17 protein-coding genes are annotated in these 22410 nt (G+C 41.0%); 6 read left to right on the top strand and 11 right to left on the bottom strand.

Annotated features, from left to right (window positions below; translation table 11 throughout):
* Positions 1-27: 27 nt before the first annotated feature.
* Positions 28-843, bottom strand: coding sequence for an MIP/aquaporin family protein (locus tag JEP36_RS15465; RefSeq protein WP_198620347.1), 816 nt, complete (start codon positions 841-843; stop codon positions 28-30).
* 294 nt (positions 844-1137) lie between these two features.
* Here JEP36_RS15465 and zapB point away from each other — a divergent pair, with 294 nt between their 5' ends.
* Entirely contained in the window at positions 1138-1380 is a 243-nt protein-coding gene (gene zapB / locus JEP36_RS15460) for a septal ring assembly protein ZapB (protein ID WP_109373414.1), read from the top strand.
* A 93-nt stretch (positions 1381-1473) separates the two neighbouring features.
* Here the strand turns inward: zapB and rraA are convergent, their stop codons facing one another.
* From rraA to priA, 7 genes are all read right to left on the bottom strand, one after another.
* A complete protein-coding gene (rraA, locus tag JEP36_RS15455) occupies positions 1474-1977 on the bottom strand; it encodes a ribonuclease E activity regulator RraA (protein WP_100157725.1) in 504 nt (167 codons plus the stop codon).
* A gap of 109 nt (positions 1978-2086) precedes the next feature.
* On the bottom strand, positions 2087-3004 hold the full coding sequence (locus tag JEP36_RS15450; protein WP_109373415.1) for a 1,4-dihydroxy-2-naphthoate polyprenyltransferase: 918 nt from the start codon (positions 3002-3004) through the stop codon (positions 2087-2089).
* A 97-nt stretch (positions 3005-3101) separates the two neighbouring features.
* The gene (gene hslU, locus JEP36_RS15445) at positions 3102-4436 is read right to left on the bottom strand and encodes an HslU--HslV peptidase ATPase subunit (RefSeq protein WP_099073971.1); all 1335 of its coding nucleotides are present in this window, start codon (positions 4434-4436) and stop codon (positions 3102-3104) included.
* Positions 4437-4448: 12 nt separating this feature from the next.
* Complete coding sequence (gene hslV / locus JEP36_RS15440; protein ID WP_006534149.1) at positions 4449-4979, bottom strand: ATP-dependent protease subunit HslV; 531 nt, start codon at positions 4977-4979, stop codon at positions 4449-4451.
* Positions 4980-5091: 112 nt separating this feature from the next.
* On the bottom strand, positions 5092-5883 hold the full coding sequence (locus tag JEP36_RS15435) for an SPOR domain-containing protein (protein ID WP_198630433.1): 792 nt from the start codon (positions 5881-5883) through the stop codon (positions 5092-5094).
* Positions 5884-5953: 70 nt separating this feature from the next.
* Positions 5954-6985 (bottom strand): DNA-binding transcriptional regulator CytR, encoded by a 1032-nt coding sequence (gene cytR / locus JEP36_RS15430; protein WP_100157721.1) that lies wholly within the window; start codon positions 6983-6985, stop codon positions 5954-5956.
* A gap of 305 nt (positions 6986-7290) precedes the next feature.
* Positions 7291-9492 (bottom strand): primosomal protein N', encoded by a 2202-nt coding sequence (gene priA, locus JEP36_RS15425; protein WP_198630432.1) that lies wholly within the window; start codon positions 9490-9492, stop codon positions 7291-7293.
* Positions 9493-9695: 203 nt separating this feature from the next.
* Here priA and rpmE point away from each other — a divergent pair, with 203 nt between their 5' ends.
* Both rpmE and yjjJ read left to right on the top strand, forming a co-directional pair.
* Positions 9696-9908, top strand: coding sequence for a 50S ribosomal protein L31 (gene rpmE / locus JEP36_RS15420; RefSeq protein ID WP_006534140.1), 213 nt, complete (start codon positions 9696-9698; stop codon positions 9906-9908).
* Positions 9909-10108: 200 nt separating this feature from the next.
* The gene (yjjJ, locus tag JEP36_RS15415) at positions 10109-11413 is read left to right on the top strand and encodes a type II toxin-antitoxin system HipA family toxin YjjJ (RefSeq protein ID WP_198630438.1); all 1305 of its coding nucleotides are present in this window, start codon (positions 10109-10111) and stop codon (positions 11411-11413) included.
* Between the two features lie 201 nt (positions 11414-11614).
* Here the strand turns inward: yjjJ and metJ are convergent, their stop codons facing one another.
* Complete coding sequence (gene metJ, locus JEP36_RS15410; protein ID WP_006534139.1) at positions 11615-11932, bottom strand: met regulon transcriptional regulator MetJ; 318 nt, start codon at positions 11930-11932, stop codon at positions 11615-11617.
* Between the two features lie 283 nt (positions 11933-12215).
* On the opposite strand from metJ, the gene metB reads away from it, so the two are divergent.
* The 3 genes from metB to ppc all read left to right on the top strand — a co-directional run bounded on the left by metB (position 12216) and on the right by ppc (position 19387).
* The gene (gene metB / locus JEP36_RS15405; protein ID WP_198620349.1) at positions 12216-13376 is read left to right on the top strand and encodes a cystathionine gamma-synthase; all 1161 of its coding nucleotides are present in this window, start codon (positions 12216-12218) and stop codon (positions 13374-13376) included.
* A gap of 9 nt (positions 13377-13385) precedes the next feature.
* Positions 13386-15824: a bifunctional aspartate kinase/homoserine dehydrogenase II gene (locus tag JEP36_RS15400; protein ID WP_198630431.1), complete on the top strand. Its 2439-nt coding sequence runs from the start codon at positions 13386-13388 to the stop codon at positions 15822-15824.
* A 926-nt stretch (positions 15825-16750) separates the two neighbouring features.
* Complete coding sequence (gene ppc, locus JEP36_RS15395) at positions 16751-19387, top strand: phosphoenolpyruvate carboxylase (protein ID WP_109373421.1); 2637 nt, start codon at positions 16751-16753, stop codon at positions 19385-19387.
* Between the two features lie 82 nt (positions 19388-19469).
* Here ppc and phrB read toward each other — a convergent pair whose 3' ends face one another.
* Together phrB and proP are read right to left on the bottom strand one after the other, a co-directional pair.
* Positions 19470-20897, bottom strand: coding sequence for a deoxyribodipyrimidine photo-lyase (gene phrB, locus JEP36_RS15390; protein WP_198630430.1), 1428 nt, complete (start codon positions 20895-20897; stop codon positions 19470-19472).
* 10 nt (positions 20898-20907) lie between these two features.
* The gene (gene proP, locus JEP36_RS15385) at positions 20908-22410 is read right to left on the bottom strand and encodes a glycine betaine/L-proline transporter ProP (protein ID WP_198620353.1); all 1503 of its coding nucleotides are present in this window, start codon (positions 22408-22410) and stop codon (positions 20908-20910) included.

Here is a 22410-nt window from a genome sequence, read left to right as displayed (position 1 = left end):
TGATAATCAACAATATTGCTCTTAATTTTATTTATCGTCTTCAATTTTGCAGGTATCGCAAGGTAAGTGACGGCCAATTAATTTACGGTAAGCCAATGCACCTAAGATACCACCGATAAATGGAGCAATCATTGGAACTAAGAAATAAGGGATATCACGTCCACCAGTCAGCGCAATATCACCCCAGCCAGCAAAGTACGCAACCAGTTTTGGACCAAAGTCACGAGCTGGGTTTAAGGCGAATCCAGTTAATGGGCCAAATGCACCACCGATTACGGCAATTAAGATACCAATTAATAAAGGTGCTAATGGACCTTTAGGTACACCGTTGCCATCATCAGTTAAGGCTAAAATTAAGCCAACTAATATAACGGCAATGATAACTTCAACAAAAAAGGCATGTACAACGGAAATTTGAGCTGCAGGATAAGTTGAAAATACACCAGCAGTGAAGAGACTTTCTTGTGAGCCTCTGACAATGCCATTAACTTGTTCGTAGTCGAGGAAAACACTGTAGTACATAAAATACACAATAGCAGCGGCAAAGAAGCCACCTAACATTTGTGCAATAATATAAGGGATAACTTTTCTGCGTTCAAAGCAAGCAAATAACCAAAATGCAACGGTAACTGCTGGGTTTAAGTGAGCACCAGATGTGCCCGCGGTAAGATAAACGGCTAAGGCAACACCCAGCCCCCAGATAATACTTATCTCCCACAGTCCTAGCTCTGCGCCTGCAATACGTACCGCAGCAACACAACCAAGACCAAAGAAGACTAGTAACGCAGTTCCGATAAATTCAGAAATGCATTGACCCATAAGAGAGGTTTTCGTCTGGCTCATATATTCTATCCTGAAAGAGGGTTATTTATTGTTAGTATTCTTTTCGAATTGAAAAGATAACTGTGAATTTATCGTTAATGAGCGTAAACGAGAATAAGCGAAATTGAAATTTGTGTGTCTCATCAAGAAAATGAGTGAAAACGCTCTTAATTAGTGACTTGTTCGACATTTGTAATGTGATCTGACCAGTATTTTTGATAAATTGAAAAAAGAATGTAATTCCTCGGAAGATGCTAGACAGTTGTTGATAGGCTACTTACAATCGGAAGTATCGATTATATGGGGGATTACAGTATGTCATTTGAAGTTTTCGAGAAGTTAGAATCAAAAGTACAACAAGCAATTGATACCATCACGTTATTACAGATGGAAATCGAAGAGTTAAAAGAAAAAAATAACGCGCTGAGCCAAGAAGTTCAAGAAGCAGCAGGATCACGCGAAGCCCTTGTTCGTGAAAATGAAGAACTGAAACAAGAGCAATCAACTTGGCAAGAGCGTTTACGCGCGCTGTTAGGCAAAATGGAAGACGTGCAATAATTGTCTTTATTTGCTTAAAGCCTAAAAAACAAAAGCCACCGTTAGGTGGCTTTTGAGTATTGAAATCGTAAGAACGCAGATAAAAAGTAACAATTACTCTTCAATCAAATCTTCATCTAAGCCTAATGGCTCTTCAGATAAAATGATCCCTGTGTTATCAGCATAAAGATAATCACCAGAGAAGAAGGTAACACCACCGAAGTTAACACGGATATCACTTTCACCAATGCCTTCACTTTGGCAACCCGCAGGAATAGCAGCCATTGCTTGAATACCTAAATCAAGCTCTGATAATGCATCAACTTGACGTACGGCGCCGTAAACGACAATGCCTTCCCATTCATTAGAAACAGCAAGTCGCGCTAGTTCAGCATCAACTAAGGCTTTACGTACAGAGCCACCGCCATCGACCAAAAGAATACGACCCTTGCCATTTTCTTCGAGTAAGTCATAAAGCAGGCCATTATCTTCAAAACATTTAACGGTGATGATTTGCCCGTTAAAGGCACTTTGACCACCAAAGTTTGAGAAAAGCGGTTCTACGACATTGATATCTTCTTGATAGATATCACAGAGTTCAGAAGTATCATATTTCATAGGAGATTACGTCAGGTTGCCACAGGAAAGTCCAGTATATCCCTTAACAGGGGCGGTTGGCAAAAGACTCACTGAAAATTCAGTGAGTCAAATCAACAATCGAGTGAAATTATTCTAAAACTAAACCTAAAGAGAAAAGAACGTTAGTTAACAGTGCTGCTTTTACCATATGTTCGAGTAGTGGACGCATCGCCTCACCTGAATGATCGGCATTCACACGTTTGATATGCAGTAAAAGCATAGGGGTGGCGAGTAAAAATAACCACGCGGTCCAGCGATGCATATAAAGTAGAGTGAAGATAATTAAGCAGGCAATAGAGAGAAAAATAACACACGTATGGTAAGTTCGTGAGCCAGCAGGGCCTAAGCGAACAGCTAATGTATGTTTACCTGCCTGAATATCACTTTCTAAATCGCGCATATTATTGATGTTTAGAACAGCGACAGAAAGTAAACCACAGGCTGTGGCAGGAAGTAGGGTAACAATATCAAAAGTGTTGGATTGTAAGTAATAAGTTCCGATGACACTTAACCAGCCAAAGAAAATTAAAACAGAGATATCACCCAGCCCCATATAACCATAAGGGCGCTTACCCACGGTATAAGTAATCGCAGCAACAATAGCGAGTAAACCCATCACTAAGAAGCCAATAGCATCTTCTGGCTTTTTACAGGCGACAATAATCAGTGCAATACCACAGATACAGGAAATAATAACATTTAGGATCAGCGCTTTTTTCATTTGAGCCGCTGTTATTATGCCTTTTTGCATTCCACGAAGTGGCCCTAAACGCTCTTCAGTATCTGTTCCTTTTACGGCATCACCATAGTCATTGGCAAGGTTTGATAAGATCTGTAACGTTCCTGCTGTCAATATAGCAAGCAGTGCAATAGGTAGCTCAAAATGACCCATCCAATACGCTAATGCGGAACCAGTCACAATGGCAATTAACCCTAAAGGTAGAGTTTTGGGTCGTAAACTTTCAAGCCAGGCTTGGGTCCGGCTAGTGGAATTTAGAGAGCTCATGCTGAAATTCGATACTCATGTTCGTTGTTATTATAAAAATAAGAATGGGAGGCAAGCCTCCCACGTAAATATTGCTGATAAGGATCGCACAAGTTGATTATAAAATAAATCGACTCAGATCTTCATCTGCGACAAGCTCATCCAGATGCTGTTTCACATATTCTGCATCAATCAATACTGATTGACCTTGACGTTCACTTGCATCGTAGGAAATTTCTTCCATCAAACGCTCTAAAACAGTATGCAAACGACGAGCACCGATATTTTCAGTGGTTTCGTTTACGCGCCATGCTGATTCAGCAATTTTGCGAATACCGTCTTCGGTGAAGCTAATAGACACACCTTCGGTTGCCATTAATGCTTCATACTGTTTTGTTAACGATGCATTAGGTTCAGTTAGAATACGCTCAAAATCTTCTGCTGTCAGCGCTTGAAGTTCAACACGAATTGGCAGACGTCCTTGTAATTCAGGAATTAAATCAGAAGGACTTGAAACTTGGAAAGCGCCTGATGCAATAAACAGAATATGGTCTGTTTTTACCATACCGTGTTTTGTTGAAACTGTACAACCTTCAACCAGTGGTAAGAGGTCACGCTGTACACCTTCACGAGAAACGTCAGGGCCAGAACTTTGTCCACCACGTTTACAGATTTTATCTACTTCATCAATAAAGACGATACCGTGTTGTTCTACCGCATCAATAGCTTGCTGTTTAAGCTCTTCAGGGTTAACTAATTTAGCAGCTTCTTCTTCAACAATAAGCTTAAACGCATCTTTGATTTTCATCTTGCGCGCTTTTTGCTTTTGTCCCGCTAAATTTTGGAACATAGATTGTAATTGGTTCGTCATCTCTTCCATTCCTGGAGGAGCCATAATTTCAACACCCATTGGTGTTGCAGATAACTCAATTTCAATCTCTTTATCGTCTAATTGGCCTTCACGTAATTTTTTACGGAAAGATTGACGTGCAGCTGAAGGTTCTGATGCTTGTTCTGTTACGCCCCAGTTATTTTTTGCTGGTGGAATAAGTACATCAAGGATACGTTCTTCAGCCATTTCCTCAGCGCGGAAGCGATTTTTTTCAATTGCTTGGCTACGTACCATTTTTACCGCAGAGTCGGTTAAGTCACGGATAATAGAATCGACTTCTTTACCCACATAACCCACTTCGGTGAATTTAGTTGCTTCGACTTTGATGAAAGGTGCATTTGCCAATTTTGCTAAACGGCGTGCAATTTCAGTTTTACCAACACCGGTAGGTCCAATCATCAGAATATTTTTAGGTGTGACTTCATGGCGTAGCGCTTCATCAAGCTGCATACGACGCCAGCGGTTACGTAGGGCAATCGCCACAGCACGTTTCGCTTTATCTTGACCAATAATAAATCTATCAAGTTCACTGGCAATTTCGCGAGGAGTCATTTCAGACATGCTCTCTAATCCTTACTCTTTTGAAGAGAGTTCTTCAAAGTTGACATTATGGTTAGTGTAAATACAGATATCTCCAGCGATGCTAAGTGCTTTCTCAGCAATTTCTCGTGCAGAAAGTTCAGTATTTTCTAGCATAGCTCTAGCCGCTGCTTGTGCATAAGGGCCACCGGAACCGATAGCAATTAAATCGTTTTCTGGTTGAACCACATCACCATTACCTGTGATGATAAGAGATGTATTTTCATCTGCAACAGCAAGCAACGCTTCTAATTTGCGTAGCATTCTGTCTGTGCGCCAATCTTTAGCAAGTTCTACCGCAGCTTTAGTTAAATGCCCTTGGTGAAGTTCTAATTTGCGCTCAAACAGTTCAAAAAGAGTAAAAGCATCAGCAGTGCCGCCAGCAAATCCCGCAATGACTTTGTCGTTATAAAGACGGCGTACTTTGCGAACATTGCCTTTCATGACGGTATTACCCATCGTCGCCTGTCCATCACCACCGATTACAACTTGGCCCTTACGGCGAACACTTACGATTGTAGTCATGAGTCAGCCCCTGGTTTAATCAATAAAAATGAGACGGGAAGTGTCTTTATTTAAGATAAAGCACTGCCCGTTGTGTGAATTAGAATTATAGGTGGGGGAGAAAATTTATTTTTCAACCCCCAGAAGAGCGAAGAATACAACCTGATACGCCAGCTCCAGCTGCTTGTCTACTCACAGAGTTGGCTTGTTCTTTACTGTAAGGACCTGATAAGACGCGGATCCAACCATCATTTCCTTTCGTTACTCGGCTTTCAACACCAGAAAAAGCCAGAGTTGCTCTCACTGATTCAGCTTGTTCGGTATTTTTAAATGAGCCGCATTGCACTAAAAAGTTTGCTTCAGTAACAGCAGGTTTAGGCGGTGTAACAATTGCAGGTACTTGCGGTGGTTGAGTTTGTACAGGCTGTTGTGCAACAGAAGGTGTTGTTGTTGCAGGTGGTGTTACAACCACTTGTGAGCGCGGTACTTCACCATTGTAAGGCACTTCTGGCAGTTGAACAGCAGGTTGACGCTTATCCGCTTCAATTTGTTGTAAAAAACGTAACTGCTCAGGCGAAAGTGTTGCTTTCGGATTAATCTGGCTACCCGATGAAGGATATTCAGGCTGTAAAGGCGTACCGACCTGACGATTTTCCAATTCTTTAATATATTGCCAACGCTCTTGCGGTTTTGGCGGTAGGCTATTCGCTGGATGTTGCCCAGTGATGGTTGGCGTTGTTTCTACGGCTTCTTTTTTATCATGTGTAATAAAATAGAGGCCGCCGATAAACAGCGCCACAATAGCGATTGCCGCAATAAGCGTCGTTAAAGGCAGCCCTTTAGCAGCCTTTTTGCTTTTACTTTTCGTTGTCTTTTTACGACGAGCAGATGTCTGCCCTCGTCCCACATAGTCTCGTTGTGCCACAGTTCGATTCGCTGATAATTAAAGGAATAGGTATCACAAACGATATGTTACTTAACATAGTGTGTTTTGCCTAGCTTTTAAGCCGACAGACACTCTCTCTTATAATTAGCTCACAATCTAATAAGCGAGAACCAGGTGCAACAGGTCTACCTTGTAGTTGGTCGAGTAATAACAACATAGATTCACGACCAATTTGATAACGAGGTTGCTCCATTGTTGTTAGGGCTGGTTCGCTATAACGTGTGATATCAAGATTATCAAAACCAATCACAGAGAGATCTTTAGGGAGCTCTAATCCTAATTTTTTCGCCTGCCACATAACGCCAATTGCCATAATATCACTATGACAGAACACGGCTGTTGGTGGCTCAGGTAAAGAAATCAGCTTTTTCAGACTTTCTGCACCGCTTTCATGGGTAAAATCACCACGGATAATATAATCTTCACGCAAAGGTACGCCTGTTCTACGCATGGCTTGAATATAGCCTTGCAAGCGATAACGACATAAAGGCATATCTTCAGGGCCTGTAATACATGCAATACGCTTATGACCCATTTGCTGTAAATAGTGTGTTGCTCTAAAAGATGCCGTGAGATTATCAATATGCACGGTAGGTAATTCGAGTTCAGGCGCAAACTCATTTGCCATGATCATCGGCGGTAAATTTTTCTGTTCTTCTTTGGAAACATCAAAAGGGATATGTGAGCCAAGAAGTAACATACCGTCAATTTGTTTGGTGATAATGAGATTAATAAAGGCATTTTCATGTTTTTGCTGATGTTTACAATCACCAATTAACACGAGATAACCATGTTGAGCAGCGGTTTCTTCGATGCCACACACAACATCAGTAAAAAATGGATCGCTGATGTTAGGTACGATCACAAGGATCGTTTTTGACTCGTTACGCTTAAGGTTTTTTGACAGGTTATGTGGGTAATAGCCCACATCAAGAACAGCCTGTTCAACTTTCTGACGGGTTTGTGAGGATACTTTTTCCGGATTCATTAAAGTACGTGACACAGTTGCTGTGGACACGCCGGCTGCAAGGGCAACATCTTTCATTGTTGCTTGCGTATTATCTTTATTATTCTGTTGCAAACCCCATACCTCCCTTCTGGATGGTTTAGTTAAACGATTGCTTTTTTGTTGCAAAAAAACCGCCAATATTCAAAAAAGGATTTTATCGACGGTTTTTAATTCAAGAAATATTCTAAATTGTTATTCTACCCACTTTTTAAATAGATACTGTTACCTAGTTTGCATAAAAAATGTGATACCAATCGTTTTTATGAGGTAGTTCGCAAAATTGATAAATAATCTCGGGCTGTAACGAGTATTCAAGCAAAATTGTATCCGCAGCATAAGTCTGACTAAAATATTCCCAATTTGAGCAGGAAAGATCCTTAACAGTCTGTTGGGTCAACATCAATATTCCATTTCACTTTTTTACTCTCAGGTAAGGCGACAATCTGAGGATAAGTGACAGACATCAATTTTTGTAAATAACCCCGTGAAGGATGCTGGAGCAATAATTGCCAACGATAATTTCCACCTCGTTTAGCTTGAATTGCTGGAACGGGTCCCATTACCCATAAATTCGCGTCTCGCATTGGGTGTTGTTCAAAAAACTGTTTGAGCTGTCGTAAGAACTGAGGCGCACGCTGATTATTGTGATCTTCAGAGCGGATCATAATATGGCTAGAATAAGGCGGTAAAAAAGTCGCTTGTCGCTCTTGCAAAGCTTCTTTAGTGAAAGCGTCATAACCTTTTTCTAATAGTGTCAGCAAAAGAGGGTGATCAGGCTGGTGAGTTTGTAAATACACCGCGCCTTGTTTACCCGCACGACCCGCACGACCTGATACTTGTATATAAAGCTGAGCAAAGCGTTCGGCTGCACGAAAATCACTGGAGAACAGAGCGCCATCCACATCAAGTAAAGCCACTAAGGTGACATCAGGAAAGTGATGCCCTTTGGCTAGCATCTGTGTACCAATAAGAATGCGTGAGCCACCCTGATAAATATCTTCCAGTTGTTGCTCTAAAGCACCTTTGCGACTTGTTGTATCTTTATCAATTCGCGTCACTGGTGTATCAGGAAATAATTCACCAATCCCTTGCTCAAGTTGTTCGGTTCCTAATCCTACGGGGATTAAATTAGTTGAACCACATTGTGGACATTGTGCTGGAATTCGTCGCTGACTATCACATTGATGGCAACGTAACATGCCATGTTTTTGGTGGATCGTATAATAGTGATCGCAGCGAGGGCATTCTGCTATCCAACCACATTCATGGCATAACAATGCAGGTGAAAATCCTCGGCGATTTAAAAAGAGCATTACTTGGTTACCTGCATTAAGGTGCTCTTTTATTGCTTTAATCAGAATTGGAGACAACCCTGTTGTCAGCGGTTGCCCTTTTAAATCAATTAAATGCTCTGTTGCGGGTTTTGCATTGCCTGCACGTTGAGTCAGCGTGAGTTGTTGATATTTCTTTTGCTCAACATTAAAACTAGTTTCAATTGATGGGGTTGCGGTTCCCATCACGATAGGAATGTTTTCTTGCTTTGCTCGGAAAACGGCGAGATCACGAGCATGGTAACGCCAACCATCTTGTTGTTTATAAGAGCCATCATGCTCTTCATCGATAATAATAATGCCAAGATGCTGAAAAGGGGTTAGAAGTGCCGATCGTGTGCCAATAATAATGGCGTTATCACCTCGTTTTGCTCGTAACCAAACGGCTAAGCGTTCAGTATCATTTAATCCTGAATGAAGCACATCAACAGGGGCATTAAAGCGTGCTTTAAAATGGCGGATTGTTTGGGGTGTTAAACCAATTTCAGGCACCAGTACCAGTGCTTGTTTACCTTGCGCGAGAATTTTTTCTAATACACTTAAATAAACTTCCGTTTTTCCTGAACCTGTAATACCCAATAATAACCAAGGTGAGAACTGGTCAGCCTGCGCGGTGATTGCACCTACTGCAATAGCTTGTTCTGTGTTTAACTTAAAACGTTCGCCTTGAACCGCAAGATCATTGTGCCAGTGTATAGGAGCTGGTTGAATAGGGCGAAGGTCTGCAAACTCTTTCTTTTTTAAGTTATTAAGTGTTGCAGTTGTGATTTCAAATTCATCAAGTTGATGGCGATATAAAGGTGTACGGCGAAGGGCAGCTAATGCTTGTTGCTGTTTTTTCGCACCTTTTAAACTATTGAGATCGAGATTAATCCCCTCTTCAGTAGCATACCATTGCCATAATGGTGTGAATTCTGCGGGTTTTCCTTGTCGTAATAAAATCGGCATAGCATGAAATAGCACTTCCCCTAAAGGATAGTGATAATAAGCCGATGCCCAATTTAACATATCCCACAAAACACCCGGAAAGAGTGTTTCGCTATCAAGGATCTCATCAATTGGCTTTAGCTTTTCGATAGGAAACTCACTGTGTGTACTGAGTCCTTTGACAATACCAAGAGAGCGGCGTTTATTACCAAAAGGCACGATCACCCGACTGCCGATAACAGGCGCATCAATCCCTTCTGGTAACAGGTAATCAAAAGAGGAGAATAGTGGTACAGGTAAAATTACCTGAACTATAGTCATATCAGGGTTTCCGAGAGTTTTAGCGAAAAGATGACACTAAGAATATCACAAAAAGTGTGCAGATTTCATTGCGCGTTTAGCGGATATTCTGTATGATCCGCCCCCTTTGGTAGATAAATTACCAAACACTTAATTTCAATCAACACGACGTGTGGTGTTCGGCTGTGGGCTGAATGGCGACACGGCCTTAGTAGAGGTTTTCCATGCAAAAAGATATCCATCCTAAATACGAAGAAATTACTGCATCTTGTTCTTGCGGTAACGTTATGAAAATCAACTCCACTGCAGGTCATAACCTGAATCTGGACGTTTGTGACAAATGCCACCCATTCTATACTGGTAAACAACGTGATGTTGCAACTGGTGGTCGTGTTGATCTGTTCAACAAACGCTTCAAAATTCCAGGCAGCAAATAAGATATTTGTTGTCACAAGATGTCAGCTTAGTCTGGCATCTTGCAGACAGTTCGGAATTGAAGAAAAGCCCAAAGTTTTTGCTTTGGGCTTTTTTTATGGGCAAAGTCCTCTCTTTTTAGATAACGTTTTTGGTAGTGACAAGCCAGATCACAACTGATAAATTATCTATTCACTTACCTATTCATAAAGCAATTAATATCATGACAATACGCTCTGAATTGATACGGCAAATACTACGTAATAAACCTAGGTCAGCAAGACAACTTACTGATATTATGAATATTAGCCAGCCAACATTGTCACGGGCATTAAACGCGCTAAGTGATGATATTGTGCGAATTGGTTCAGGATCTTCTATTCAATATGCTTTACGCGATAGTTCCCGTGGGTTTAATTCAGTTCCTATTTATCGGATAAATGAAGAAGGTAAGGTCAAGCCGCTAGGTAAATTGACGCCAGTTTTCCCAGAAGGTTTCGTCATGGAGCGGATAGACAATGTGAACCGACATAGTGAAGGTTTGCCATGGTGGTTATTGGATATGCGTCCCCAAGGATATCTTGGGAGAGCATATGCTTCAGCCTATTCGGCTGAGCTTGGTTTGCCCCAAAACCCAGATCGTTGGTCTGATACCGATATAATCAGAGCATTACTGACTCATGGACATGATGCAGTGGGAAATCTCCTAATAGGAGAGCAGGCAAGAGATCAATTTTTGGGTATGCAGACACCAGAAATTGTTGAGCGTGATAAAACTTATCCCACATTAGCACGAGCTGTTAGTTCGGGAGAGGATCCTGGTTCATCCGCTGGTGGGGAGCAACCCAAATTCTGCACCTATACAGAGAAAGGTCATGTTATCGTAAAATTTACGGCGCCTGACGATAATGCTGTTAGTGAGCGTTGGCGTGATCTGCTTCAAGCTGAGCATCTGGCATTAAAAGTACTTGGAGTTGAAACAGAGGTATTTGATTTTGAAGGGCAACGCTTCCTCGAAATCCCACGATTTGATCGTGTAGGCCCACTAGGTCGTATAGGTCTTTTTTCTTTACAAGCACTAGATGCTGAGTTTATAGGACGGGCAAGGGAGCCTTGGCCAGTATTAGTTAATGAGCTAATTAAGCAAAAACGAGTTCATTCAGAGGCTGCGATTAGCACGGCACGCCGTTGGGCATTTGGTATGTTGATTGGAAATACTGATATGCATCATGGCAATTTGTCGTTTATCAGTAGACATGGCCGCCCATATGAGCTTTCACCCGCCTACGATATTTTACCAATGGGATTTGCGCCTAAGTCTGGTGGTGAAATAGTCAATACACTTCGTCCAGTGACATTACTTGATGGGATCAGCTGTGAAATCTGGCAGGAATGTTTAGAGTTGGCCGAGCAGTTTTATACTTTAGCTGAGAGCTGTAATTGTTTTTCTGACAATTTTTCTCCATGCCTTAAAGCGTTACGTAGTCATCTTGATGAAGCAAGTTCGCGTATATCTCGTCTAGGGTGATGACAAATAGACCTAAAAAAATTAATTTAAGATGATGTGTTGCTGGATTTTGTGCATGCGGTTGATGAGAACAATCTTCGATACATACCGAAAGAACCCCCTCTCGCTAAAAGCTAGGGGGGCATAATCTGAAGCCCAAAGTTTTTGCTTTGGGCTTTTTTGTTCGTGTTAATCAAGCAATAAGTCAAAAACTGACGCTGATTAATACTCCCAAGTATCGGGATCAACCCCGCGCTGGCGCATTATTTCTTTTGCCTCTTCAGGGATTTCATCGTTACGTTCTTTACGTAAGTCTTCATCATTTGGGAGAGGCTGTCCGGTAAATGCGTGCAAAAATGCTTCACACAATAATTCACTATTGGTTGCATGTTTTAGGTTATTAACCTGACGGCGAGTGCGTTCATCGGTCAAAATTTTTAGCACTTTCAATGGAATTGAAACTGTAATTTTTTTAACTTGCTCACTCTTTTTGCCATGCTCAGCGTAAGGGCTGATATATTCACCGTTCCATTCAGCCATGGATTACCTTAATTAATATCATTTAGTTGAAGTCAGAATAGGGTTAACCCACATTCTGATGGGCAATACCAGTTTATCATGACTTTTCTAAAACCACCGACTCTTCTGGCTGAAGGTGAGAGAAAAAGTAACAGTCACTGGCGATATTCTTAATCTGTGTATTATTCCATTACTTAATCTATCCGTAAAGTAGTTTAGATGGCTAGATGTGTTGACGTCTTGGTGTCTAATTGGATATGCTGTCATTCGACGTTTCCACTTATCGCTGTGACAAGGTGCCTGTATGACGAAGAAAACAGCAACAATTGCTATCCATAATGGGCTAAATGAAGACACTCAATTTGGTTGTGTCGTACCGCCTATCTATCTTTCTAGTACCTATAATTTTTTAGAGTTTAATCAGCCTCGTGCTCATGATTATTCTCGTCGAGGTAATCCAACACGCGATATGGTGCAAAAGGCATTAGCCGAGCTAGAAGGTGGAGTGGGGGCAGTTGTCACTAGCAGTGGAATGTCAGCTATTCATTTAATTTGTACGGTTTTTCTAAAACCTGGCGATGTGATTGTTGCGCCTCATGATTGTTATGGAGGAAGCTATCGCCTTTTTAACAGCCAACAAGAGCGTGGTGCTTACCGTGTGATTTTCGTTGATCAAAATGATGATATTGCACTTAAGCAAGCTTTAGCGCATCAGCCTAAAATTGTTTTTATCGAAACACCAAGTAATCCTCTTTTAAGAATAACGGATATTCAAAAAATCAGTGAACTTGCTCATCAACAAGGTGCTTTAGTGGTTGCTGATAACACCTTTATGAGCCCTGTCTTGCAAAAGCCGTTAGCATTAGGCGCTGATATTGTTGTGCACTCATGCACAAAATATCTTAATGGACACTCAGATATTGTCGCTGGTGTTGTTATCTGTCAGTGTCAGAAACAGCTTGAGGAGCTAAGCTGGTGGGCGAATAATATTGGCGTCACATCTGGCGCATTTGATAGCTATTTATTATTACGAGGCATAAGAACATTAGTTCCTCGAATTCGACTTCAGCAAGAAAATGCACAGGCATTAGTGGCGTTTTTACAAGCACAGCCATTAGTCGAAAAAATGTATTACCCCGCACTGGAAAATCATGTTGGTCATCAAATAGCAAAAAAACAGCAACAAGGTTTCGGTGCAATGTTAAGTTTTGAGTTAAAAGGGGGATTGGATGTGATTAAACTCTTTTTATCTCAATTAACACTCTTTACACTGGCAGAATCTTTAGGTGGGGTAGAAACCTTAATTTGTCACCCTGCCACCATGACACATGCAGGTATGTCAGAAGAAGCGAAAAAAACAGCAGGGATCAGCCCCTCATTACTTCGTATCTCGGTGGGTATTGAAGATAGCCAGGATTTAATCAATGATTTGCAAAGTGCGTTTGATGCAGCAACTAAAAGGTAACCATGGATCATGAGCGTAGTGGCGATTAAACAACAGGCGGAGCCGATTTGCCGTCAGTTACATAAATTCGGTGGTAGCAGTCTTGCGGACATAAAATGTTATCAACGTGTCGTGAATATCATGACGAACTATAGCCAACCTAATGACCTAATGGTGGTTTCTGCGGCGGGCTCCACGACGAATCAGTTGATTAGCTGGCTGAAACTTAGCCAAAGTGATCGTATTTCTGCCCATCAAGTTCAGCAAACGTTGCGCCGTTACCAGTTATCTTTAATTGAAGGGTTACTTTCAAAAGAGAATGCAGAATTACTTTCTCAAGCCTTTATTGCTGATCTTGAACGCTTAAGTTATTTGTTAGATAAACCTATTACAGACGCAACTTATGCGGAAGTTGTCGGCCACGGTGAAATTTGGTCTGCAAGATTAATGGCGAATTTGCTTACAGAGCAAGGTTTACCTAGTGTGTGGTTAGATGCGCGTGAGTTCTTGTGTGCTGAAAGGGCGGCTCAGCCACAAGTCAACGAAACGTTATCTCGCCCATTACTTCAAGCACTCTTAGCTAAACATCCTGAAAGCCGTTTTGTTGTAACGGGTTTTATTAGTCGCAATCAACAAGGTGAAACGGTCTTATTAGGTCGTAACGGTAGTGACTACTCTGCAACACAAGTTGGGGCTTTAGCCGATGTTGGTAAAGTCACAATTTGGAGTGATGTTGCGGGCGTTTATAGTGCAGATCCTCGCAAAGTAAAAGATGCTTGTTTATTACCCTTGTTGCGTTTAGATGAAGCGAGTGAATTGGCTCGATTAGCCGCCCCAGTTTTACATACGCGTACACTTCAACCCGTTTCAGGCAGTAATATTGATTTACAACTTCGTTGTAGCTATCAACCAGAGCAAGGATCAACACGTATAGAACGTGTGTTGGCATCAGGAACGGGCGCTAAAATAGTGACTAGCCATGATGATGTTTGTTTGATTGAGCTCCAACTTCCATCACATCAAAATTTCGAACAAGTGGCGAAAGAGGTTGATGAATTACTTAAGCGTGCACAAATTCGTCCTTTAGCTACTGGTGTGGATAAAGACAGTCAACTTTTACAACTTTGCTATACCAGTGAAGTGGCTAATAGTGCATTGGACGTGCTACAAGATGCAGTTTTACCAGGTAAATTACATTTACGAGAAGGCTTCTCATTAGTGGCTTTAGTGGGGGCGGGTGTTTGTAAAAATCCTCTGCATTGTCATCGTTTTTATCAACAACTTAAAGACCAACCAGTTGAATTTATTTGGCATGCGGAAGATAACATCAGTTTAGTTGCGGTATTACGTAATTATACTGAGCATTTGTTGCAAGGTTTGCATCAAACGTTATTTAGAGCTGAAAAACAAATTGGTTTAGTGCTGTTTGGTAAAGGGAATATTGGTTCACGTTGGTTAGAATTGTTTGCTCGAGAACAAGAGCCTTTATCAGCACGCAGTGATTTTGAATTTATCCTTGCGGGCGTGGTCGATAGCCGTCGCAGTTTGCTGGACTACCAAGGGATTAATCCTAGTCGTGCTTTGGCATTCTTTGATGACGAAGCAACTGAACATACGGAAGAGTCACTCTATCTTTGGATGAGAGCACATCCTTATGATGATTTAGTGGTAGTTGATATTACTGCCAATGAGTCTCTTGCCGCTTCTTATGAAGATTTTGCTAGCTACGGTTTTCATGTTATCAGTGCAAATAAGATTGCTGGCTCGGCTTCAGGTGTGCGCTATCGTGCCACACGAGATGCGTTTTCTAAAACAGGTCGTCATTGGTTATATAACGCTACAGTGGGTGCGGGTTTACCCATTAATCATACGGTGCGTGATCTGCGTGAAAGTGGTGACACTATTTTATCCATTAGCGGTATTTTCTCTGGCACACTTTCTTGGTTATTTTTGCAATTTGATGGCACAGTTCCTTTCAGTGAGCTGGTGGAACAAGCTTGGCAACAAGGATTAACAGAGCCTGATCCACGAATTGATTTATCAGGGCAAGATGTGATGCGTAAACTGGTTATTCTTGCTCGTGAAGCGGGTTATGACATCGAGCCAGAGCAGGTACGTGTTGAATCTTTAGTACCTGTGCAAGCTGAAATTGGTTCGCTAGAAGAATTTTTTGATAACAGTGCGCTGATTAATGAACAAATGGCACAACGATTAGCTGCTGCAAATGAAATGGACATGGTATTACGTTATATCGCCCGTTTTGATGCTAATGGTAAAGCTAAAGTCGGTGTTGAAGCCGTGAGAAAAGATCATCCCCTCGCTTCGCTATTACCAGGGGATAATTTATTTGCGATTGAAAGTCGTTGGTATCGTGATAATCCGCTTGTGATCAGAGGGCCGGGAGCTGGCAGAGATGTGACCGCAGGCGCAATTCAGTCAGATTTAAACCGTCTTTCTCAATTACTGTAATTTAATTATTTCTTTTTTATAAAGGTTATCAGCGGGTTATTTTCTGCTGATAACCTTTTGTCATTTTTGTGTCATATCACCCAATTTTTTTAATTTCTTTGGCTATACTTAATTTATCTCTAGTCACAAAGGAGCGATTGATGTCAAAGGTAGTAAGACAGATTGTCCCACTAAGAAATGAAATGACGGAGGTGAACCATCAAGCTAAAGAGAACTTTTGTCAGTAGCTCATGATGTGAAATTTAAGCATCTTGAGTGGAAGTTGAAGTGGAAGTATGGTTACAACGTGTTAGAACGTTATTTAAAGTACAATTCGATTAACCACATGTTTTACAACAGACAACTTAACTTACTGAAAGAACAATTCGTTATTCTTAATTTAAAGCGCTGATATTCAGCGCTTTATTCGTTTTTATCTTATGAAAATTTTAATCGGAAAATTTAATCGAGTAAAAATGTAAAAGAGAAGAAAAATAAGGAATAAAATAGAGACATGAGTTATAGCCCATCGGTGAAATAAGCTAAGAATCAAAAAATAGACCAGACAATTTATCAATATTAAAAAAAATCATCTAAATTTACCGCCAGATAAACCCTCACGTATCTTGCCCTTTCTAGTAAAAAACGCTTCTTAGTCGATAAGAAACAAAAATATGTCCTTATTTTTGGCAAAATTGAGCCAAAACAACATGAATATTAGCCATTCTTATAACACTAAAGCCGTAATTAAATTTCAGAAAAATCCCCCAAACCGATTATTTTCTGATATGAATAGTAGGCTAAGTAAAAAAAGCAGTGTGGCTTATCACAAAAATCAAAATAAAGTCACATCAGAAATGAAAGTTAATTACACAACTGGGAGGACATGACTTTTCTAATAGGAAGAAGCATGTTGTTACCGCCACAAAGACAAGGTCAGGAGTCTTATGAATCAACAATATTCTGCTATGCGTAGCAATGTCAGTATGCTTGGCAAGCTACTTGGAGATACGATAAAAGAAGCACTCGGTGAAGAAATTTTAGATAAGGTTGAATCTATTCGAAAATTATCTAAATCGTCACGAGCAGGTAATGAAGTTCAGCGACAAAAACTGTTGTTGACGTTACAAAATCTCTCTAATGATGAATTATTGCCTGTTGCTAGAGCATTTAATCAATTCTTAAACCTGACGAACGTGGCAGAACAATACCATAGCATTTCGCCTCATGGCGAAGCGGCTAGCAATCCTGTGGCATTGGCAAAACTGATCACCCGACTAAAAGATAAGAATTTTACCGACGAGCAATTAAAAGAAGCCGTAGAGCAAATCTCTATTGAGCTGGTATTAACGGCACACCCAACCGAAATTGCACGTCGCACACTTATTCATAAATTAGTTGAAGTAAATACCTGCTTATCTCAACTCGACCACGATGATTTAGCGGATTACGAGCGTACTAATATTATGCGCCGTCTGCGTCAGTTAGTGGCTCAATCATGGCATACTGACGAAATTAGAAAAATTCGCCCAACACCAATTGATGAAGCAAAATGGGGCTTTGCGGTTGTTGAAAATAGCTTATGGGAAGGTGTTCCTGCTTTTTTACGTGAATTTAATGAGCAGCTTAGAGAGTCCATTGATTACAACTTACCAGTAGAAGCTTCTCCTATTCGTTTTACCTCATGGATGGGTGGAGATCGTGATGGTAACCCAAATGTGACGGCTGAAATCACACGCCATGCTTTACTATTAAGCCGTTGGAAAGCCGCTGATTTATTCTTAAATGATATTCAAGTCCTTGTTTCAGAACTTTCAATGACAGAAAGTACACCTGAACTGCGTGAATTAGCGGGTGGTGCTGAAGTTGCAGAGCCTTATCGTGAAATTGCTAAACAATTGCGTACACGCTTACAAGTGACTCGCGATTATCTAGAGCAACGCATTAAAGGGCTACAATCGTTACCGCCAGAAGGCTTATTGATTGATAATGAAGAACTTTGGGAGCCGTTATACGCGTGTTATCAATCATTAACTCAATGTGGTATGCGTATTATTGCCAATGGGCAACTGTTAGATACATTACGCCGTATTCGTTGTTTTGGCTTACAACTGGTGAAACTGGATATTCGCCAAGAAAGCACCAATCACACTGAAGCACTCTCTGAATTAACACAATATTTAGAGCTTGGTGATTATGCAAATTGGTCTGAAGAGCAAAAACAAACTTTCTTACTTGAAGAATTAAATTCTAAACGCCCATTGATCCCGACAAATTGGCAACCAAGCGCAGCGACTCAAGAAGTATTTGAGACTTGTCGTGTCATTGCACAATCACCTAAAGATTCTATTGCCTCTTATGTGATTTCAATGGCAAAAGTGCCTTCTGATGTATTAGCGGTAAAACTATTACTGAAAGAAGCTGGTGCGAATATTCGTTTACCTGTTGCTCCTTTATTTGAAACGCTTGAAGACTTAAATAACGCTGAAAGCGTAATGACCCGTTTGTTTAATATCCCTTGGTATCGTGATCTAATTGATGACAAACAAATGGTGATGATTGGCTATTCAGACTCAGCAAAAGATGCGGGTGTGATGGCGGCATCATGGGCGCAATATCGTGCTCAAGATGCATTAATCAAACTCTGTGAAAAATCAGGCGTAACATTAACACTATTCCATGGACGTGGCGGTACGATTGGTCGTGGTGGCGCGCCAGCACATGCAGCTTTACTTTCTCAACCACCAGGAAGTTTAAAAGGCGGTCTGCGTGTGACAGAACAAGGTGAAATGATCCGCTTTAAGTTCGGATTACCACAAGTCACAATCAGCAGTCTTGCTCACTATGCTGGTGCAATTTTAGAAGCCAATTTATTGCCACCACCAGAGCCAAAAGCACCTTGGATTGAGGTCATGGATTCTTTGTCTGACGTTTCTTGTGCAATGTATCGTGACTATGTGCGAGGGCAAGAAGACTTTGTTCCTTACTTTAGAGCGGCAACTCCAGAAGGCGAGTTGGGTAAACTACCATTAGGCTCTCGTCCTGCAAAACGTCGTCCTACTGGTGGTGTCGAAACCTTGCGTGCTATTCCGTGGATCTTCGCATGGACTCAAAACCGCTTAATGTTACCTGCTTGGTTGGGCGCTGGTGCCGCATTACAACATGAAATTGATAGCGGGAAACAAGCGGTATTAGACGATATGTGTGAGAACTGGCCGTTCTTTAATACACGTATTGCGATGTTGGAAATGGTCTATGCTAAAGCGGATTTATGGTTAGCGGAATATTACGATCAACGTTTAGTTGAAGAGCGTTTATGGCCACTAGGAGCTAAATTACGTCAGCAACTTTCTGATGATATTAAGAGTGTTTTGGCGATTTCAAAAGATGAGCACTTAATGGCAGATTTACCTTGGGTTGCAGAATCTATCGCACTACGTAATGTCTATACTGATCCATTAAACGTACTTCAGGCCGAGTTATTACAGCGTTCTCGTACACATAGTGAGTCGGATCCTCGTATTGAACAGGCACTAATGGTCACTATTGCAGGTATTGCGGCAGGTATGCGTAATACAGGCTAGAGGCATCAGTATTTAGAAATAAAAACAGCGCGTAATGATAGCGCTGTTTTTTGTTTTTTATCTCTTATCTCTGATATTGGTTTTATTTTTTTGCTTCTTCATAAGACTCAATAGCTCTTATTCGTGCTTTTGCGTGATCAACTATGGGTAATGGGTAATCGAGAGAATTATTGGTTTTTGCTGCCCATTCGTGAGGCGTATGAATATATCGACTCGGCACATTGGCGAGTTCAGGAAGCCAATGGCGGATAAATTCACCATCAGGATCGAACTTACGACCTTGAGTGGTAGGATTAAAAATTCGAAAATAAGGTACGGCATCAGTTCCTGTTGATGCGGCCCACTGCCAACCCCCATTATTTGATGCGAAATCACCATCAATCAGTTGTGACATAAAATAACGCTCACCCCAACGCCAATCAATTAACAAGTCTTTGATAAGAAAGCTCGCCGTGAGCATACGTAAGCGGTTATGCATCCAACCTGTTTGGTTAAGCTGTCGCATCGCAGCATCAATAATAGGGAAACCCGTTGAGCCTTGAGTCCAAGCATTAAATTCATCTTGATTATTACGCCAATTGATTTTTTCTGTCCAAAGCTGAAAAGCAATGTGTTTGCATAAATTGGGATTTGCCACAATTAAGTGTTGGTAAAACTCTCGCCAAACAAGTTCATTAAACCAAACAAATGCACCTGATGTGCTGTTTTCTAAGAAATCAGGTTCAGTTTGATAAAGGCGATTAAAACATTGTCGAATAGACAGTAATCCAATCGAAAGATAGGGGGATAATCGACTTGTACCATCAACTGCGGGAATGTCTCGCCATTTTGCATAATGTGGGACGCTTTCATAACAGAATTGCTTTAAGCGTTTAAGTGCCTCTTCTTCAGTAGAGATAAAAGAGGACAAGCTTGTATTTTCAAGTGAAAATAGCGGAGCTTTTAAAGGTGATACCGCTTTTTGATGTGTCCTGATCTCTGGGATAGGTAACGAAGCGTTATTTTGTGAAAAAAAGAGCCGAAGGAATGCATTTCTAAAGGGAGTAAAAACCTTATACATCTCCCCTTGTTGGGTGACTACATTACCTGGTGGAATAAACACATTGTCATGATAAGCATAAACGGTTGTCTTATTCTTCAGTAACTCAGTGACTTTTTCATCACGGCGTTGTTCATTAAAGGCATATTGGTGATTGAAAAAAAGGGCGGTGGCTTGATGCTGTTGGCAATACTCAGCCACTTTATCGGCTGCATTTGAATAAGTATCGCTAATCACGATTGTCAGTGGAATATTGAGTTTTGCCAGTGATATTGAAAGATCCAGCAAAGCATTATGAATGAACGCCTGACATGACAAAGCCATATTGTGGGCTTTCCATTGTTCAGGCGTTACGGTGAAAAGAGCATGCACCTGTGCTTGTTTATCTTGGCAAGCGTTAAAGAGTGCTTTGTTATCCGTCACTCTTAAATCATTACGAAACCAGACCAAATGAACAGAAGACGGGTGCATGTGACCTCTCTTAATCTAATTTAGGATGTTGATCGATAAGCGCTTGGCGTTTTTTCTGTAATGCCTCAATTTCAGCTTCAATATCTTCAACACGTTGCTCGATATTATCATAATGCTCAGACAGAATTTCTTTTGCCTCTGATCTATCTGATGCCGCAGGTGTTGCACCTCGTAAAGGTTTATTTGCGGTTTCAATCATCTTAATCCCTGTGATCAAACCGACAACGGCAACAATCATCAGATAATAAGCAGGCATATATAAGTCACCAGTTGCTTCAACTAACCATGCCGCTGCCGTTGGTGTTGCACCTGCCACTAATACAGAAATATTAAATGCAATAGCTAATGCACTATAACGAATATGTGTTGGGAATATGGCAGGTAAAATAGACGCCATTACCCCAGTAAAACAGTTGAGTAGAACCGCAAGAATTAATAATCCTAAGAAAATTAAACCGATTTCATCACTGTTAATCATCATAAACGCAGGGTAAGCAAGAATAAACAACCCAATACTACCACCGATAACAAACGGTTTACGGCCAATTTTATCACTGAGTAAGCCGATCACAGGCTGTACAAATAACATCCCTATCATAATCGCGATAATAATCAAAACACCGTGATCTGCCGAATAGTTTAAGTTATGGGATAAATAACTCGGCATATACGTTAATAACATATAGTAGGTGACGTTAGTGGCAATCACTAAACCCACGCAGACGGTCAAACTTTTCCAATATTTTGAGGCGATTTCACGTAATGAAACACGCGGTGGATTTTCGATAGATTTACGGTCATCGCTGTTCATTTCATCAACATGCTGTTGGAATGCAGGCGTTTCTTCTAAAGCATGACGTAAATACAAACCAATAAGACCTAATGGTAATGCTAAGAAGAACGGGATACGCCATCCCCACTCATGGAATGCTGTTTCTCCAAGGATAGTAGAAATAAGTACAACAACACCTGCACCCATAACAAAACCAGCAATAGAACCAAAGTCTAACCAGCTTCCCATAAATCCACGTTTACGGTCTGGTGAGTATTCAGCAACGAAAATCGCCGCTCCTGAATATTCACCACCAATGGAGAAACCTTGTGCTAATTTAGCGAGTAATAATAAAACGGGAGCCCAGATCCCAATAGTTTCATAAGCAGGGATCAGACCAATGGCAAACGTACTGAGCGCCATAATAATGATGGTGACAGATAACACTTTCTGACGACCAAATTTATCCCCTAGCATCCCAAACACAATGCCACCTAATGGTCTTACAAGGAAAGGTACAGAGAATGTGGCAAGGGCTGCAATCATCTGCACACCTGGAGATGCGCCAGGGAAAAACACTTGACCTAAAACATAAGCGAGAAAGCCGTAGACACCGAAGTCGAACCATTCCATGGCATTACCTAATGCCGCGGCGGTAATGGCTTTTTTCAGCTTACTATCATCAATAATTGTTATATCATTGATTTGTAATGGTTTGTTTCTTTTCTTCTTCATTTTCAT

The organism is Proteus sp. PR00208, from assembly GCF_016238545.1.
In the GTDB taxonomy this organism is placed as follows: Bacteria; Pseudomonadota; Gammaproteobacteria; order Enterobacterales; family Enterobacteriaceae; genus Proteus.
This window is presented reverse-complemented; position numbering and strand designations above follow the sequence as displayed.